12 protein-coding genes and 1 pseudogene are annotated in these 15113 nt (G+C 48.6%); 7 read left to right on the plus strand and 6 right to left on the minus strand.

The genetic code is table 11. From position 1 onward, the window contains the following. Positions 1-239 precede the first annotated feature (239 nt). From DW720_RS10200 to DW720_RS10220, 4 genes are all read right to left on the minus strand, one after another. A complete protein-coding gene (locus tag DW720_RS10200; protein WP_118293924.1) occupies positions 240-2855 on the minus strand; it encodes a cation-translocating P-type ATPase in 2616 nt (871 codons plus the stop codon). Positions 2856-3072: 217 nt separating this feature from the next. After that, positions 3073-4035, minus strand: coding sequence for a hypothetical protein (locus DW720_RS16000; protein ID WP_233430245.1), 963 nt, complete (start codon positions 4033-4035; stop codon positions 3073-3075). A gap of 301 nt (positions 4036-4336) precedes the next feature. Continuing rightward, positions 4337-6289 (minus strand): oleate hydratase, encoded by a 1953-nt coding sequence (locus DW720_RS10210; protein WP_118743177.1) that lies wholly within the window; start codon positions 6287-6289, stop codon positions 4337-4339. A gap of 404 nt (positions 6290-6693) precedes the next feature. Further along, entirely contained in the window at positions 6694-7878 is a 1185-nt protein-coding gene (locus tag DW720_RS10220; RefSeq protein WP_118743139.1) for an MFS transporter, read from the minus strand. A gap of 111 nt (positions 7879-7989) precedes the next feature. On the opposite strand from DW720_RS10220, the gene DW720_RS10225 reads away from it, so the two are divergent. From DW720_RS10225 to DW720_RS15750, 7 genes and pseudogenes are all read left to right on the plus strand, one after another. Then, on the plus strand, positions 7990-8889 hold the full coding sequence (locus DW720_RS10225; RefSeq protein WP_107001117.1) for an AraC family transcriptional regulator: 900 nt from the start codon (positions 7990-7992) through the stop codon (positions 8887-8889). Positions 8890-9130: 241 nt separating this feature from the next. After that, positions 9131-9910, plus strand: coding sequence for a DUF134 domain-containing protein (locus tag DW720_RS10235; RefSeq protein ID WP_118555861.1), 780 nt, complete (start codon positions 9131-9133; stop codon positions 9908-9910). Positions 9911-9996: 86 nt separating this feature from the next. Beyond that, positions 9997-10515, plus strand: coding sequence for a ferritin family protein (locus DW720_RS10240; protein ID WP_243023776.1), 519 nt, complete (start codon positions 9997-9999; stop codon positions 10513-10515). Between the two features lie 21 nt (positions 10516-10536). Then, positions 10537-10911 (plus strand): desulfoferrodoxin family protein, encoded by a 375-nt coding sequence (locus DW720_RS10245; protein ID WP_118743137.1) that lies wholly within the window; start codon positions 10537-10539, stop codon positions 10909-10911. 123 nt (positions 10912-11034) lie between these two features. Next, positions 11035-11244, plus strand: coding sequence for a ferredoxin-thioredoxin reductase catalytic domain-containing protein (locus DW720_RS10250; RefSeq protein ID WP_302386426.1), 210 nt, complete (start codon positions 11035-11037; stop codon positions 11242-11244). Between the two features lie 12 nt (positions 11245-11256). Next, positions 11257-11339, plus strand: a pseudogene (locus DW720_RS16220) (4Fe-4S binding protein); the annotation flags it as partial. 197 nt (positions 11340-11536) lie between these two features. Beyond that, positions 11537-11821: an ABC transporter ATP-binding protein gene (locus DW720_RS15750; RefSeq protein WP_147352785.1), complete on the plus strand. Its 285-nt coding sequence runs from the start codon at positions 11537-11539 to the stop codon at positions 11819-11821. Positions 11822-11871: 50 nt separating this feature from the next. Here DW720_RS15750 and DW720_RS10260 read toward each other — a convergent pair whose 3' ends face one another. Continuing rightward, positions 11872-12225: an Hpt domain-containing protein gene (locus DW720_RS10260; RefSeq protein WP_107001123.1), complete on the minus strand. Its 354-nt coding sequence runs from the start codon at positions 12223-12225 to the stop codon at positions 11872-11874. A gap of 51 nt (positions 12226-12276) precedes the next feature. Beyond that, positions 12277-15105, minus strand: coding sequence for a transporter substrate-binding domain-containing protein (locus tag DW720_RS10265; protein ID WP_118570314.1), 2829 nt, complete (start codon positions 15103-15105; stop codon positions 12277-12279). Between the last annotated feature and the right edge of the window lie 8 nt (positions 15106-15113).

Genomic DNA, 15113 nt, shown 5'->3' on the forward strand with positions numbered 1-15113 from the left:
ATTTCATGCGGCACCTCAGGCTTCAATAATGCCAGTCTGCGGACAGCAACTTTTTATACTTTTCTGACAAAATCAGCTTGGACTCCATTTTATTATAAGTTTTTTTGTCCAAAAGAACAAGCCTGTTTTCGAAATCTGCCCAATCTCCTACCGCGTGTTACTGTTCACGCACACATGCCCAGTAACGGATTTTTCCGTGGCTTCAAAAATGCCTATCTGTAAACTGCATTTTCGCTATATCAATGCCGTTTCCGAAAAAGAAATGCTAGAAGTTCATGCACTAACAGCGGCGTGGCGGATAACAGGAGAAGCGCCAGCCACTCTGCCGGGCGCAGCCGCACCGTGTGAAGGAGTTTCATCAAAAAAGGAATCTCCGTCACCGCAACCTGCATCAGAATCCCCACAAGGACTGCCGCAAGCATCAGCGGATTTTTCCCAAGACTGCGTGAAAATGCCGAGCCCGTAAGCGAGCGCATGCCGACCGCATGAAAGAGCTCCGACAGCCCCAGAACGGTAAATGCATACGTCTGTGCCCGCAAAAGCTCCTGTCTGCTGAAAAATGCCCCCAGCGTGACTGCTGCAATCAGAGACCCGTAAAATACCATGCAGAACCACCCGCCTCCGGCAAACAGCGACTCGCCCGTCCGGCGCGGCGGCTGACGCATCAAGTTCTCCCGGTCGTTTCCATCCATGCCGAGTGCCAGCGCCGGAAGCGAGTCCGTAATCAGATTGATCCAAAGGATGTGCCCGGCTCCCAGCGGCGCCGGTATTCCGATAGCAACGGCGGCAAACATGGTTAAAATCTCCCCCAGATTGGAGGAAAGCAGAAACAGTATAGATTTTCGTATATTTTCATAGATGCCGCGCCCTTCCTCAATTGCCCTCTCGATCGTCGCAAAATTATCATCCGTCAAAATCATATCCGCCGCCTGCCGCGCCACATCGGTTCCGCCTTTTCCCATCGCGATCCCGATATCGGCTGATTTAAGCGCCGGCGCATCATTTACGCCGTCCCCGGTCATCGCCGTCACGCACCCGGCGCGTTTTAAAGCCCGCACAATCCGGACTTTATGTTCCGGCGACACCCGTGCAAAGACTGATACAGAACCGATTCGTTCCTCCAGAGCTCCCTCATCCAGCGTTTCCAGCTGCGCCCCCGTCATGCATTCTTCCCGCCGTTTGGCAATCCCCAGCTGCCTGGCGATCGCAAGCGCCGTGTCTGCATGATCTCCAGTGATCATGACCGTCCGCACAGATGCCCTGCGAAATGCCTCAACTGCCCCGGCTGCTGCCTCCCTCGGCGGATCCATCATGCCTGCCAGACCCAGAAATACCAGGTTCTGCTCCAGCTGTCCCACCTGTTTCTCCCACTTTCCATCCGGCATTTTTCCTGTTTGAAGCTCCCTATACGCCCCCGCGAGTACTCGCAGGGCACGCGCGGACATACGCGTGATCTCCGCCTCAATCTCTGTCCGCCTCTCCCTGGTCAGCGGCACAATTTTGTCCTCTTCCATCTCATAACGACACCTTTTAAGAATCACATCCGGCGCCCCTTTTACACAAGAAATCCAGTTTTCTCCCTGCTCATGCACCGTCGTCATTCTCTTCCGATCCGAATCAAAGGGAATCTCCCCTTTCCGCGGATATCTCCGACGCAGATGCTCCGGAGAAACACCACAATTTTCACAAAATCCGTACAGCGCCCGCTCGGTGGCATCCCCCACCGTCTCCCCGGCATCGCTGCACAGCGCAAATACCTCCAGAAGCCGTTTTCCCACTTCTCTTTCCTTAGAGCGCGCCAATTCCTGTTCCGTATACTCCTGTCGATTTACATAACATGTCGTCACCGTCATCTCATTTTTCGTCAGCGTCCCCGTTTTATCTGAGCAGACCACGCTGACTGCCCCCAGTGTTTCCACGGACGGAAGACGGCGCACGATCGTGCCAGCCCGCGCCATTTTCGTCACTCCCAGCGCCAGCACAATCGTCACCGTCGTCGGAAGCCCCTCCGGCACGGCAGCTACCGCCAGGGAAATCGCAGTGAGCAGCATTTCCATCACGTCGCGCTTCTGCCAGACGGCGAGGGCAAATAATAAAACGCACAGCCCGATCGTAAGAATACTCAATAGTTTCCCCAGATCCGACAGCCTTTTTTGCAACGGTGTCTCCTCCTCCGGCGCCTCGCGGATCAGAGAAGCAATCCGCCCTACCTCCGTATTCATGCCGGTGGCGATGACAATTCCCTTTCCCCGCCCTGCCGTCACGTAAGAAGTCATAAATGTCTCATTTTTACGCTCTGCCACCGGAAGCGCACCGGCGGCTAAAAAATGGCTGTTTTTCTCAACCGCCCGCGATTCGCCGGTCAGCGCTGATTCTTCTGCCCGCATTTCAGCTGTCTCGGTAAGACGCAGGTCGGCTGGAACCTGCCGCCCGGCATCGAGCACGACCAGATCCCCCGGCACCAGCTCCCGCGCGGCAATCTCCCGCTCTTTTCCTTCCCGGATCACAACCGCCTCCAGCTGCGTCATCCGTTTTAAGGATTCGAGCGCTTTCTCCGCCTTCCCCTCCTGAATCACGCCCACCGTGGCATTTAATACGACAACCGCCAGAATTACCCCCGCATCGCCGTACTCGCCCAAAAGCAGGGAGATCCCGGCTGCCGCAAACAACACAAAAATCAGGGAGTCGCAAAGCTGTGCCCCGATGCGCACAATCAGACTCCGCGGTGGTGCTTCCCGCAGCTCATTTTCCCCATAATGGCGCTGCCGCACCTCCACTTCCGCTGCCGATAAGCCTGTCCGCAAATCGACCGAAAACTCCCTGCACACCTCTTCCACCGTCCGGTTCTCATACATGCGCATTTCCCCCTTTTTCTGTCCCTGTTCTGTACTTTTCACAGACTGCATTTATTCATATGCGGAAAATAGGGGGGATTAGAACTGAATGGTTGGAATAAAGAAATGGAAAGCATAGTCCTGTTTGATGCTCAAATGGCATCGGAACTCTTATTGTTTCGATGCCATTCTATAAATTCTATGATTTAATTTTATCGTTCTGTTTCGGTCACATACCTTACACCTGTGGTTCCGGCTCCTGCGTCTGCGCGGCCGGTTTGCGCTCCATCGGCATATAACCTTCTTTCTTCCGCTGTATCGGCTGTACAGGCACCGTTGCTGCCGTATCCCGGAACGCCGGGAGGCTGCCTGTCTCCATGTAAGCGCGGAACGGAATTTCGCCCTGCGCCGGATCTCTCACGACCTCATTTTTCTCCACTTCTGGTCGTTCTCCTCTGCGCGGTGGACGGCGCTCAAACCGCTCCCGTCTTCCAGAAGCCGGGCGGTCTTCCCGTTTCTCATTTTCCGGCACCGCGCGGTTTCCGCTACGTCTGTCCGCTGCTCTCTCGGCTCCCGAAACACGCGCTGCCCTCTCTCTCTCTGAGCAAGCTCTTTCTCTGCCCTGCGTGCGCTCAGTATTCCCCTCAGCAGCACGATCCGCTGTACGGTTCCGATAGCTTCTCTCCGATCGTTCCGGTCTGTCACTGCCAGACGGACGTTCTTGTGCGCTGCGCTCCTGTTCCGGCTTTTCGGCTTTTTCCGGTGTTTCCAGACGTGTTCCCCTATTCGGACCACTTACGCCTCTTGGCGCCTGTGTCCGCTCCGAAAGAGGTCGAACCTGCATCTTATTTTTCTTTTCCTTCTCCCGGAAGCTTTTAAGTACGATCGCCGCCGAATACTGGTACGCATAGATACAGCTTTTCATCAGTTCCTGCTCTTCCTCCGTCTTGCAGGAACTCAAGAGCATCTCTTCCTCTTCTTTTTCCAGATATGCCTCTCCGTTCGTATCGCGTTCCTTTACCGGCTTGTAGATCCGGTATTTCTTGTAATACGGTGGACATGGAAACTGCTTATTCTTAACCGGTTCCGGTACAATCCGCAGTTTGTAGGTATCGGACATGCGCGCCAGAACATTATGTATTTTCTCACAATTCTCTCTCGTATTTGTCTCCCGCGCCGGGATACAAAGTAAATAATCCATCTATTTTCCCTCACATCTATCAAACGATCCTTTTCAAAATCGTTTTCTTCTCAAATTTTCTACATTTACGCCAATCTTTATTGTATCATGTCAGAGAAAAACGGGCAAGTGAAAAAGAATGTGCCTCACGACAATTTCCTGTTACACAAAAAAAGGCTGCCACACGAATGCCAAACGAACGATTTCCGTCCGGGGCCTTCTGTTTGTGACAGCCTGTCTTCCTTTATCTAACGCAGCCATATTTACCTGCGTGTTACTGTTCATGCATACGTGTCCAGTAACACCTGCGTTCCTCAGTCTCTTACACCATCCAGTCTTTCAGCACGCCGTGATCGCGCAGCAGCTTTCCAACCACCGTCTTGTCAATCTTCCGGAGAATCGGCTTTTTGAGTGCTTCAAGCGGCATCGGCAGCTTCATTTCCAGGGGCGATCTGCCGTCCATCAGCTTGACCGTGCTGTCCAGAAGCTCGCGGATATCGTAGACACTTCCCCATACCTCCGGTACGCCGCGGTCTACGCCGCACAAGCCGTACACCGCTTCCATCGCGGTGCGGACGGAATACTCGGTCGTGAAAATAGTATCACGCGGGGTCTCCGCAAACTGCCCCAGAAATGCCGCATTGACACATCCATCCGGGATAACGTCCGGGCGGTCTCCGGCACGCCGCGGCATAAAGAATGCTGTAATATACGGCATCATCGTCGGCGTACAGTTCGCATGGTTCTCAGCCAGTTCCTCGATCTGATCCTCCGGGATTCCGAGATGGTACAGCCATTCTTCGGTGATCTCCTTGCCCGTGCAGGCGCGCATCGGCTTCTTCACATAATCGCCCGGTACATCCGTAAATAAACTGTATACCCAGACGCAGATCTCGTCCTTATTCTGCGCTTTGAACTGTCCCTGACGGTTGATCGTCCAGCTGAGCAGCCAGCTTGAATCACGGCAGCTCACGATACCGCCTGTTACGACGCGTCCACTTCTCGGATCCCTGCGGCAAATCTTGCGGATCTGGGAAATGATTGTCTCATCCGAAGTCGTGACCGTCGCAGACTCCCAGTTCGTCTTCTGGATATCCGAGCAGAATTTCTCCGGATGTCCAAATGCCGGATCCTGCGCAGCAATCTGACGCCACAGACTCCAGCAGCCGCTGGTACGCACTTCCGCACCTTCTACCGGTGCCTGATTCTGGTCGCCGTAGATCGTTCCCTCAGTACAGCTTCCGTTCGTAATAAAGACAAAATCATCCTCAGTCAACGCGATTTCCTTCTTCTCGCCGCCCTTCACGTACTCGATCGCCTTCGCAACCTTTTTCTCACCCTGGATGTCAAACCGCACATTCGTAACCTCAGTGCCAAACTGGATCTGGACGCCTGCCGCCTCCAGATATTTCTGCATCGGCAGAATCAACGACTCATACTGGTTGTAACGCGTAAATTTGAGTGCCGAGAAATCCGGAAGTCCGCCGATGTGGTGGATAAAACGCTGAAAATAGCGTTTCATCTCTAATGCACTGTGCCAATTTTCAAACGCAAACATTGTTCTCCAGTACAGCCAGAAATCCGAATCAAACACCTCATTATCAAACACATCCTCAATGGATTTGTCATACAGATCCTCATCCTTCGTGAAGAACAGCTTCATGATCTCCATGCTGCCTTTCTGGCTCAAGCGGAATTTGCCGTCCGTGTGTGCGTCCTCGCCTCGGTTGACCGTCGCACGACAGAGCGAGTAGTTCGGATCGTGTTTATTCAGCCAGTAATATTCATCGAGAACTGATGCCCCCGGCACCTCCAGGGACGGGATGCTGCGGAACAGATCCCACAGGCACTCAAAATGATCCTCCATCTCGCGGCCGCCGCGCATCACATATCCACGGGTCGGATCCTGAATACCGTCACATGCACCACCTGCTACCTCCATCGCCTCCAGAATATGGATATTTTCTCCCGGCATCTGTGCGTCTCTCACTAGAAAACACGCCGCCGCCAGAGAAGCCAATCCACTTCCGACGATATAAGCCGATTTGCCCTCGATTCCCGCCGGTTTCTCCGGACGTGCAAATGCCTCATAATTTCCCTTTGAATAATAAATTCCCTTGCTGTTTTTCTCCTGGCTGCCGCGTTCCGTATTCCGGTAATCCGAAGCCGACTTAACCACTTTTCCTGCCTTTTTCCGCTTCGACGCCGCTGCCGCCAGCCCCGCTCCAACTGCCAGTGCCGATACCGCACCCGCTTTCCATGCTTTCTTATTCATGTCCTGATCGCCCCTGCCTTTCTTCAACTTTCAAACCACTTCTTTTTTACATTACCCCGATATCTAGTTTTTAATACTATCTAATAGTAGTTTGATAGTAAAACTTTTTTGGAGAAAAGTCAAGGGCATCATCTTCTGGCACTTCCTGTTTGCCTTTGGTCATTCCATTTTCTTACTACCTTTTGTACTGACTTTTCATGAGCTTTGGCTTTATACTTCTTGGCTTTGAATTGATTGTAAAATGTGAATCCCAAGTATTTTATCTCTATTGGTCTTCCTATTTTACTTTTCTTGCGATTTACTTTTAGAAGTAGCTTAGATTCAATATATTTTGTAATTGAGTCCATCACTCTTTGGGCAGTTTTCTGACTTATTACTTCTATGTAATGAATTATAAAAAGCTTTCATTTATTATTTTTTTGCCTTGCAAAAATAAAAAGCACGATTAATAAAATAACCGGGAACAATAGCCCAACTCCCATACCTGCACGAATATTGTCTCCTGCACTTTGTGTAACACGTCCAACAATCCCCGGACCTATGCTTCCACCCAGGTCCCCCGCCATAGCAAGCAAAGCAAACATAGCCGTTCCACCTGCCGGAAATCTTTCTGATGAAATACTGATTGTGCCGGGCCACATAATCCCAACAGAAAAGCCACAGATAATACATCCAATCAAACCTGATATCGGATTCAACGATACAGAAACAAGCAGGTAGCATATCACACATAAAATTCCAGATCCGATCATAAATTTCATCAGATCCATTTTATCACCATATTTTCCGAAAATTATACGACTGATCCCCATTGTAACAGCAAACATGCAGGGACCGGCCAGGTCACCAACTGTCTTTGACAGCCCCAGAGCAGCTTCCGCATAAGCAGATGCCCATTGTGCCATAGCCAGTTCTGATGCACCGGAGCAAATCATCAAGCATATGGAAAGCCAGAAAAGAGGTTTTCGAAACAGTTCTTTTATTCCCATTCCTTCCCCCTCATCTACCAAATGCTCGATCGGACAGGTTGCAAAATTATAGATATTTATGGCCGGAACAAGCGCCCATAAGACAGCCAGCCATTTCCAGCTGTCCATGCCAAACACCGCAAAAAACAGTGTAGAGATCACAATCGTTCCCACTGCTCCCCAACAATAAAAAGAGTGAAGCAGACTCATCGTTGCCTCTTTGTTATCAAATGGACACGCCTCCACGATCGGGCTGCAAAGCACTTCAATCAGACCACTTCCGACTGCATATACAATCACACTCAGGATAATTCCAACAAGCGGTTCCGGCAAAAGCTCCGGCAAAAAAGCCAGACCAACCAATCCTGCTGCGGAACATACCTCAGAAGTAACAATACAGATGCGATACCCTATTTTGTCCACAAACTTTGCACAAAACAGGTCTACCAACAACTGTGTAAGGAAAAAGCAGGTAGAAATCAACGCGATTTTTCCAAGTGCAATCTGATAATCATTATGAAATTTCAAAAATAACAATGGGGCAAAATTAGCTGCAATTGCCTGTGTAATAAATCCCATATAACAGGCTATTTTTGTTTTCCGGTAATTTGGCACGGTCATCACTCCTCGTTTTTTATTGAATTATATAACATAACATCTTTATTTTCATTGATTTATTTCCGAAATTTATTGTATAATATCGTAAAGTATGTTTCAAAGAGTGGGGTTTCTATGAATATAAATACAACCTATACCAAAATCATTACAGGTGAAGATTTGATGGAGACAGCTCAGCACGGAAGCACTCTCTATCCTTTCCAGTTTTACTATGAAGATCTGTCCGTTTTTGATTTCAACTGTATCGAATGGCACTGGCATACTGAATTGGAGTTTATTTATATTGAATCCGGAACCGTTACTTTGTGGATTGGAGAAGACCAATTTCATTTAACCGAAGGAAATGGCATATTCATTAATACAAAGGTACTCCATCGCCTTTATTCTCCCTCAAAAGCCCTCATTCCCAATTTTGTATTTATGCCTTCTTTTATTGCCCCTTGCGACAGCCTGATTTATCAGAAATATATTCTGCCGATCATTTCTTCCTCATTGCCATTTCTCGTATTTCATAAAAAAGTATGCTGGCAAGCAAAGGTTTTATCTATCATGCGGCAAATTATTTCTGCACAGGATTCCGTTCTATCCAAAGAACTCCTTACCAGTTCTCTCCTTCAGAATCTCTGGCTGGAAATATTTGAAAACACAGACATTTCATACCAGGAAGAACACAAGGATCATTCAACCGCTTCTCAAGCCCGGTTACAGCTCATGCTTCAATTTATCCATCTAAATTACTCACGGAGTATCTCATTGGATGACATTGCAGAACAGGCAATGGTCAGTAAAAGTACCGCTTTGAATCTATTTCGGAAATATTTACATATAACGCCGGTTAACTATCTCATTAACTACCGTTTAAAACAGGCCGGTCAGTTGCTTTCAAAAACCGAGAAAAAAGTCAGTCTCATTTCTTCTGAGACAGGATTTCATAACGTTGACTATTTTTGCAGATTATTCAAAAAACGCTACCAATTAACCCCAACGGAATACCGGAAACAGAAAAGCCGCTGATTGGGACGGCGCTGCATTTCCGGCTGCCATCCGCGGGATTCTGGTCAATGCCTTGCCGAAACTCATGCATCCGACACACAGCTTGGAGATTTGAATATCCTCTGCACCAAAAATGGCGATTTCCATATTTATATTTGAGATTCTGATAAGCATTACAGCGGCTTTTGAAAAATCTGTATTGATTTTTCTGAGCGAGGTGTTATAATCGGTATATACCGAAAATAAAAGGAGGAACGCGTCCATGCCAAGACCGCCACGGTGCCGTCGGATTTGTGGCGCACCACAAGTTGATACCTTCTGCCCCAATGGGTGCGAGAATACCAAGCCGATCCTGCTGACGCTAGACGAATACGAGGTCATTCGTCTGGTTGACTTGGAGCAGCAAACCCACGAACAGTGTGCCGCGCAAATGGACATTTCACGCTCTACCGTGCAGGAGATTTACGAAGTCGCACGGCGCAAGATCGCAGCGTGTCTTGTCCACGGGAAACCACTGCACATCACCGGGGGAAACTACCGCATCTGCGGAGGACAGGAGGCAGCCCACTGCGGCCGTTGGTGCCGGATGCAGAGAGCCAACACAGAAAAATCCAACAAAAAATGCAAAGGAGATTCCATTATGAAAATTGCAGTTACCTATGAAAAGGGTCAAATTTTTCAGCATTTCGGCCACACCGAACAGTTCAAGCTTTATGAAGCTGTGGACGGCAAAATCACTCATGTGGAAGTTGTTGATACCAACGGCAGCGGTCACGGCGCACTGGCAGGCTTCCTGATGCAGAACGGCGTGGACGCTTTGATTTGCGGAGGCATCGGCGGCGGTGCTCAGGCAGCACTCGCCGAAGCGGGGATCAAGCTCTACGGCGGTGTCAGCGGGGACGCTGATGCAGCGGTGAGCGCATTGCTCAGCGGAAATCTGGGCTATGACCCCAATGTTCATTGTGATCACCATGACCATGAGCACGGCGAGAAAGGTCACACCTGCGGTAACCACGGCTGCGGCAAGCATAGCTGCCATTGATATGGAACGAACACTGACACAGCTTCCGTTCTGGTCATCCTTGACCGAACACGAAATGGACACGCTTTTCTGATGTGATGTGGGCGATGCAGCAGATCATGTTCAAGGGATTGGATCGGCGGCTGGCAGAGTTTCTCCTTGCCGAAGCGGAGCGTACCGGCTCCGACACGATACGCATGACCCATGAGCAGATCGCGGCGTTGTTCCTTAAAACCGCTGACAACGAAAAGGAACACGCCAAGCTGTGGTTCAAAGAACTGAACGGCATTGGCGATACCTCTGAAAATCTTCTCTCTGCCGCTGAGGGCGAGAACTACGAGTGGACGGATATGTACGACGGCTTTTCCAAAACCGCCGATGAAGAAGGCTTTCATGAACTGGCGCAGCGGTTCCGTCTGGTCGCCGCCATTGAAAAGCACCACGAGGAGCGCTACCGCGCCCTGCTGCACAATCTGGAGATGGCAGAGGTCTTTGCTAGGAGCGAAGTCAAGGTGTGGGAGTGCCGCAACTGCGGTCATATCGTGATCGGTGAGAAGGCGCCCGAGATCTGCCCTGCCTGCAATCATCCCCAGAGCTACTTTGAAATTCACGCGGAGAATTATTAAAGAAAGAAAAGGAGAATCATCATGGAGCAGAAGTTTTACATTTGCAAGCATTGCGGCAACATCATTGCCAAAGTTAAGGACGCAGGTGTCCCTGTCATCTGCTGCGGCGAGCCGATGAGCGAGATCGTTCCCGGCACCACCGACGCCGCCGTGGAGAAGCATGTTCCCGTCTGGACGGTAGAAAACGGCATCGTCCATGTCAAGGTCGGCTCCTTGGAGCATCCTATGCTGCCGGAGCACTACATCGAATGGGTATCTCTCCAGACCAAGCAAGGCAATCAGCGCAAGGAACTGCATCCCGGCGAAAAGCCGGAGGTCTGCTTCGCTCTCTGCGAGGGCGATGAAGTCGAAGCGGTCTACGCCTATTGTAACCTCCATAGTCTGTGGAAAGCGTGATTCATCTTTCAAAAACCCGGTGCTTTTTGAGCACCGGATTTTTTTATCAATGTGACTTCGTCACAGAAAAATGCTTTGCCCTGCGGTATGATAAAGCCACAATCATGAAACAAGAAAGAGGTGGTGAACATGAAAATCAAGTTCAATCCCGATCCGGAGATTGTCAATACCATCAAAGAAGGACTCAAGCGCACCGACGGATACTGTCCCTGCCGCAGGGAGCGCACAGAGGCAACCAAGTGTATGTGCCAGGAGTTTAAGGATCAAATTGCAGATCCCGGCTTCGAGGGATTTTGCCACTGTATGCTCTATTACAAATCCTTGCAGGATTAAGGGAGGAACGCTATGCTGTCAAAGAAACTGACTGCCGTAGATAAGACGCGGTGCGTCGCCTGCGGTGTGTGTGAAAATACCTGTCCACTGGGGGCTGTCAGGGTGCGCCGCGGCTGCTACGCCGCCGTGGAGGCGGAACGATGCGTAGGCTGCGGCAAGTGTGTATTCATCCTACTTGTCACGCTGGCGAATGCGGCAGGCGCTTTGCTGATCCCTACCATCACCGCCGACAAGATCAACATTGCCGTGGAGGGCAGACACATGGATTGCGATCCTCGGCGGTGGGATGCTTATGAAAGGCAGCCTGACCCCCGGCACGTTCCAGGCCTTTTTCCAGTACATGAACATGTCCAGCGAACCGATCACAGAGCTTTCCTATATGACAAACTCTCTGCAATCGGCGCTGGCCTCCATGGAGCGGGTATATGAGCTGCTGGATGAGCCGGAGATGGAAGCAGAGCCGGAAGCACCGAAGCGAATCGGCCATGCGCTGGGAGCGGTGGAGTTTTCCCACGTTCGCTTTGGCCAATTATTGGTGAATCGACATTTTGTTTCCTTTATCCACTCATTTTTATGATGTTCCAAGCACTTGATTCAAGGCAGAAAGTCATGTCGCATCACTTAATACTACAGCCCCTTCTTTATTTCTTCAATTGTCATCTCATATACTTCTGTTACTTTTTCCATTGCTTCCGGTATCCCCGGCTGCTCTCCGGTTCTATCTCTCAAAAGTTCTGTCAACTCATGACTAACCTCATACAGACGGTCAAAAGAAAGATTCTGACACACCCCTTTCAGTGTGTGTGCACCGCGAAAAGCATCTTCATAATTTTTATTTTCCAATGCCTGTTTTAACTGTATATAACTCTGATCTTCAAGGAACTTTAATGCAAATCTCCGAATCAGTGCTTCGCTGTGAAGGCGTCCCAAGACAGCTTCATAGTTTCCTCCAATAGCTTCGTAACACTCTTGCATTGTCATATTTTAGTCCTCCTGTCAATTGTATTCCACTAATTCATGAACCTCTGCTAATCAATTATATACATACCTTAAAATCGTTTTTATAACTTCATCAATCACAATCGGCTTTGACAAATGTGCGTTCATTCCTGCATCCAGTGATGCCTGAACATCTTCTGCAAATGAATTAGCTGTCATTGCTATAATAGGAATGTTTTTTCCATCCGGTCTGTCATTCATTGCCCTGATTGCTTTTGCTGCTTCATAACCATTCATTTCAGGCATCATGATATCCATCAGGATTACATCAAATGTGCCTTCCGGATGATTTCTGAAAATCTCAACAGCATTCTTTCCATCCACAACTCTTTCTACATTCATCCCGAACTCTTCCAACTGCACGGCAGCAATCTCTGCATTCAGTTCATTATCCTCTGCAAGAAGGACATTCACACCTGTAAGATTCACCTTTTCAGAAATACCTGTGTCTGACTTATTACATTCCTTATCTGTAATTTCCAAAGGAATATCCACAGTAAATGTGGTTCCCTCATGCTTTTTACTCTGCACGGAAATGGTTCCACCCATCATATCTACATACTTCTTTACGATAGCCATCCCCAGTCCAACTCCATGGTACTGCGTTCTCACATCGGAATCTTCCTGTGCAAATTCCTCAAAAACTTCTTTTGTAAATTCCTCACTCATGCCAATACCAGTATCCGAAATGCGGTAACGCATATTTATATATCCATCCCCGCCCTTTTCCAGACACCGGGCTTCAAATGTAATCGTCCCTCCATCCGGAGTGTATTTTACGGCATTGCTCAGAATATTGACCAGCACATCACGCAGGCGTGCAGGATCCGCAAGTACATTTGGAATCTTTGCTTCTTCACGCTGAATCTTAAAGTTGATATCCCTGTTCGTAAGAAAGCCTTTTGTAATATCCAATGCAGAATCTGTAATGCTTTTCACATCCGCCGGTACCGGATTGTATTTCACTTTTCCACTTTCGATGCGGGTCAGATCTAATACATCATTGAGCAGCGACAGTAAATGCTCTGAGCTTTCGTCAATCTTTTCCAGACAATTTTTCACCTCGTCTGACGGATTGTTTTTCATTGCAATACCAGTAAATCCTATGATTGCATTCATCGGTGTCCTCATATCATGGGACATATGTGACAGAAATGCTGTTTTTGCCTTGGTTGCAGCCTGTGCATGCTCTGCCAATTCCGCCATTTCCTCAGCTTTCTCCTGGGCCGCCTTCTGCGCTTTTTTTCTTGCACTGAGACGCACCATTATCACAGCCATAGCAGTCAGCAGCCATCCAAAAATAAGAAGAACCCAAACAGTAACAGCAGGATGCAGACGGATCCAGTCAACAAATGTCAGCTCTGTTGCTTTGTGTGTAGTATACTGTGCTGCAAGATCTTCAATAAGATATTGTGGCATGGCATACATTGCTTTCGTCAGAATACCAGCCAGCGCATGGTTCTCAGTTGATGAAATTACCATGCGGTAGGTGAATGTAGGCTGCTCCAGCAGAGTATATGTCATGGTGCCCGTAGTGTCACTGTTCACAAACGCCTGTGCCATGTAATAGTAGACGAAGGTAGCATCTGCTTTACCCTTACGGACAGCTTCCATCATTTCCTGTCGGGTACTGCACATCAGCTTTTCTGCACCGGGTGCCATTGCATCTTCAATTGACTTTGATGCTGTCTGGTCAACAGTAGCAACAACATTAATTTTTCCATCAAAGTCACGCCGTGTCACCCTTGCCAGCTGCATCGTAATGAAAGGTGCAGTAATCCCCCATTTTTTCGTTTCAGCATAGTTATCTGTTTCCAGGCGTGCATCGATGCTCATATCTGTGGTTTCCGTATTTTTCTGATAAGCAATATACTCATCTCTGGTGGCAGGTGTAAGAAACTCATAGGAAATCCCGGCATAGTCTGCAATTTTCCGGAAGTAATCCGGGATAATACCCTTCATCTCACCATTTTCATTATAAGAATATGGATAACGGGTCGGATCACACAGAACATGAAGCGGGTTGTCCTTGGTATACTGTGAAATAATACTTTTTTCTTTCTCCGTATATTCCAGATTCTTAGTTTCGATGCTTTCATAATTTTTATTATAAAGTGTCGTTTTCCAGTCACCCTCAACTGCATTCATCTGGTCGATTGCATAATTGATCTCATTCAGCAATTCTGTATTACCTTTTTTAACAATGACATAGAAATCGCTGCTGCCAAATTTATCCACGATTCGCTCATTGTTTGTTTTTCTCAGAGAACTGGTAACAATCGCATCAACTTTTTCGCTCTGAAGGGCTTCCTTCATTTCTGCGGTCGTATCAAAATAAGATGGAACATATGTAAATCCTTTGTTGTCTGCAAAATCCGCAAACTCTTCATTCCGGGTGTTTCCGTTCAAAAGCGCCACACGCATACCGTTGTAAGTGCTGTAATTGCCGTCCACAATCGTGCTGTTGTCACTGAGGACGGTCAGCATCCCATAATTGGTTCCGATGGGACGTGAAAAATCAAACTTTTCTTCTCTGTCCGGTGTTTTGCGGGCAGATGTTACCATGTCGATCTCGCCATCTTCAAGCATCTGCTGCATATCATCCCAGCTCTTATCATATCCGACATATTCGTAATCTACATCCCAATAACGGGCCATCAGCCGAAGAAAATCATAGCCATACCCACTGCGGTTGCCTTCTTCATCCATCACATGATAACCATCCATGGCAAAGAAACCGACTTTGACAGTTTCATGCTGCGAACTGTCCTCGGCTGCATATGCAGTCTGGGGAGAAAATATCATACACACGCATACAAAAGTCAGTAACACTGCCACATATTTCTTAGCTCTCGAAATCATATTAAATC

Source organism: Clostridium sp. AM27-28 (assembly GCF_003480955.1).
Lineage (GTDB): Bacteria > Bacillota > Clostridia > Lachnospirales > Lachnospiraceae > Otoolea > Otoolea fessa.

What these genes read in the sequence shown, in the direction of transcription:
- DW720_RS10200 (WP_118293924.1), bottom strand. Translation starts at nt 2,855, where the DNA reads ATGTATGAGAACCGGACGGTGGAAGAGGTGTGCAGGGAGTTTTCGGTC.
- DW720_RS16000 (WP_233430245.1), bottom strand. Translation starts at nt 4,035, where the DNA reads ATGGATTATTTACTTTGTATCCCGGCGCGGGAGACAAATACGAGAGAG.
- DW720_RS10210 (WP_118743177.1), bottom strand. Translation starts at nt 6,289, where the DNA reads ATGAATAAGAAAGCATGGAAAGCGGGTGCGGTATCGGCACTGGCAGTT.
- DW720_RS10220 (WP_118743139.1), bottom strand. Translation starts at nt 7,878, where the DNA reads ATGACCGTGCCAAATTACCGGAAAACAAAAATAGCCTGTTATATGGGA.
- DW720_RS10225 (WP_107001117.1), top strand. Translation starts at nt 7,990, where the DNA reads ATGAATATAAATACAACCTATACCAAAATCATTACAGGTGAAGATTTG.
- DW720_RS10235 (WP_118555861.1), top strand. Translation starts at nt 9,131, where the DNA reads ATGCCAAGACCGCCACGGTGCCGTCGGATTTGTGGCGCACCACAAGTT.
- DW720_RS10240 (WP_243023776.1), top strand. Translation starts at nt 9,997, where the DNA reads ATGCAGCAGATCATGTTCAAGGGATTGGATCGGCGGCTGGCAGAGTTT.
- DW720_RS10245 (WP_118743137.1), top strand. Translation starts at nt 10,537, where the DNA reads ATGGAGCAGAAGTTTTACATTTGCAAGCATTGCGGCAACATCATTGCC.
- DW720_RS15750 (WP_147352785.1), top strand. Translation starts at nt 11,537, where the DNA reads ATGAAAGGCAGCCTGACCCCCGGCACGTTCCAGGCCTTTTTCCAGTAC.
- DW720_RS10260 (WP_107001123.1), bottom strand. Translation starts at nt 12,225, where the DNA reads ATGACAATGCAAGAGTGTTACGAAGCTATTGGAGGAAACTATGAAGCT.
- DW720_RS10265 (WP_118570314.1), bottom strand. Translation starts at nt 15,105, where the DNA reads ATGATTTCGAGAGCTAAGAAATATGTGGCAGTGTTACTGACTTTTGTA.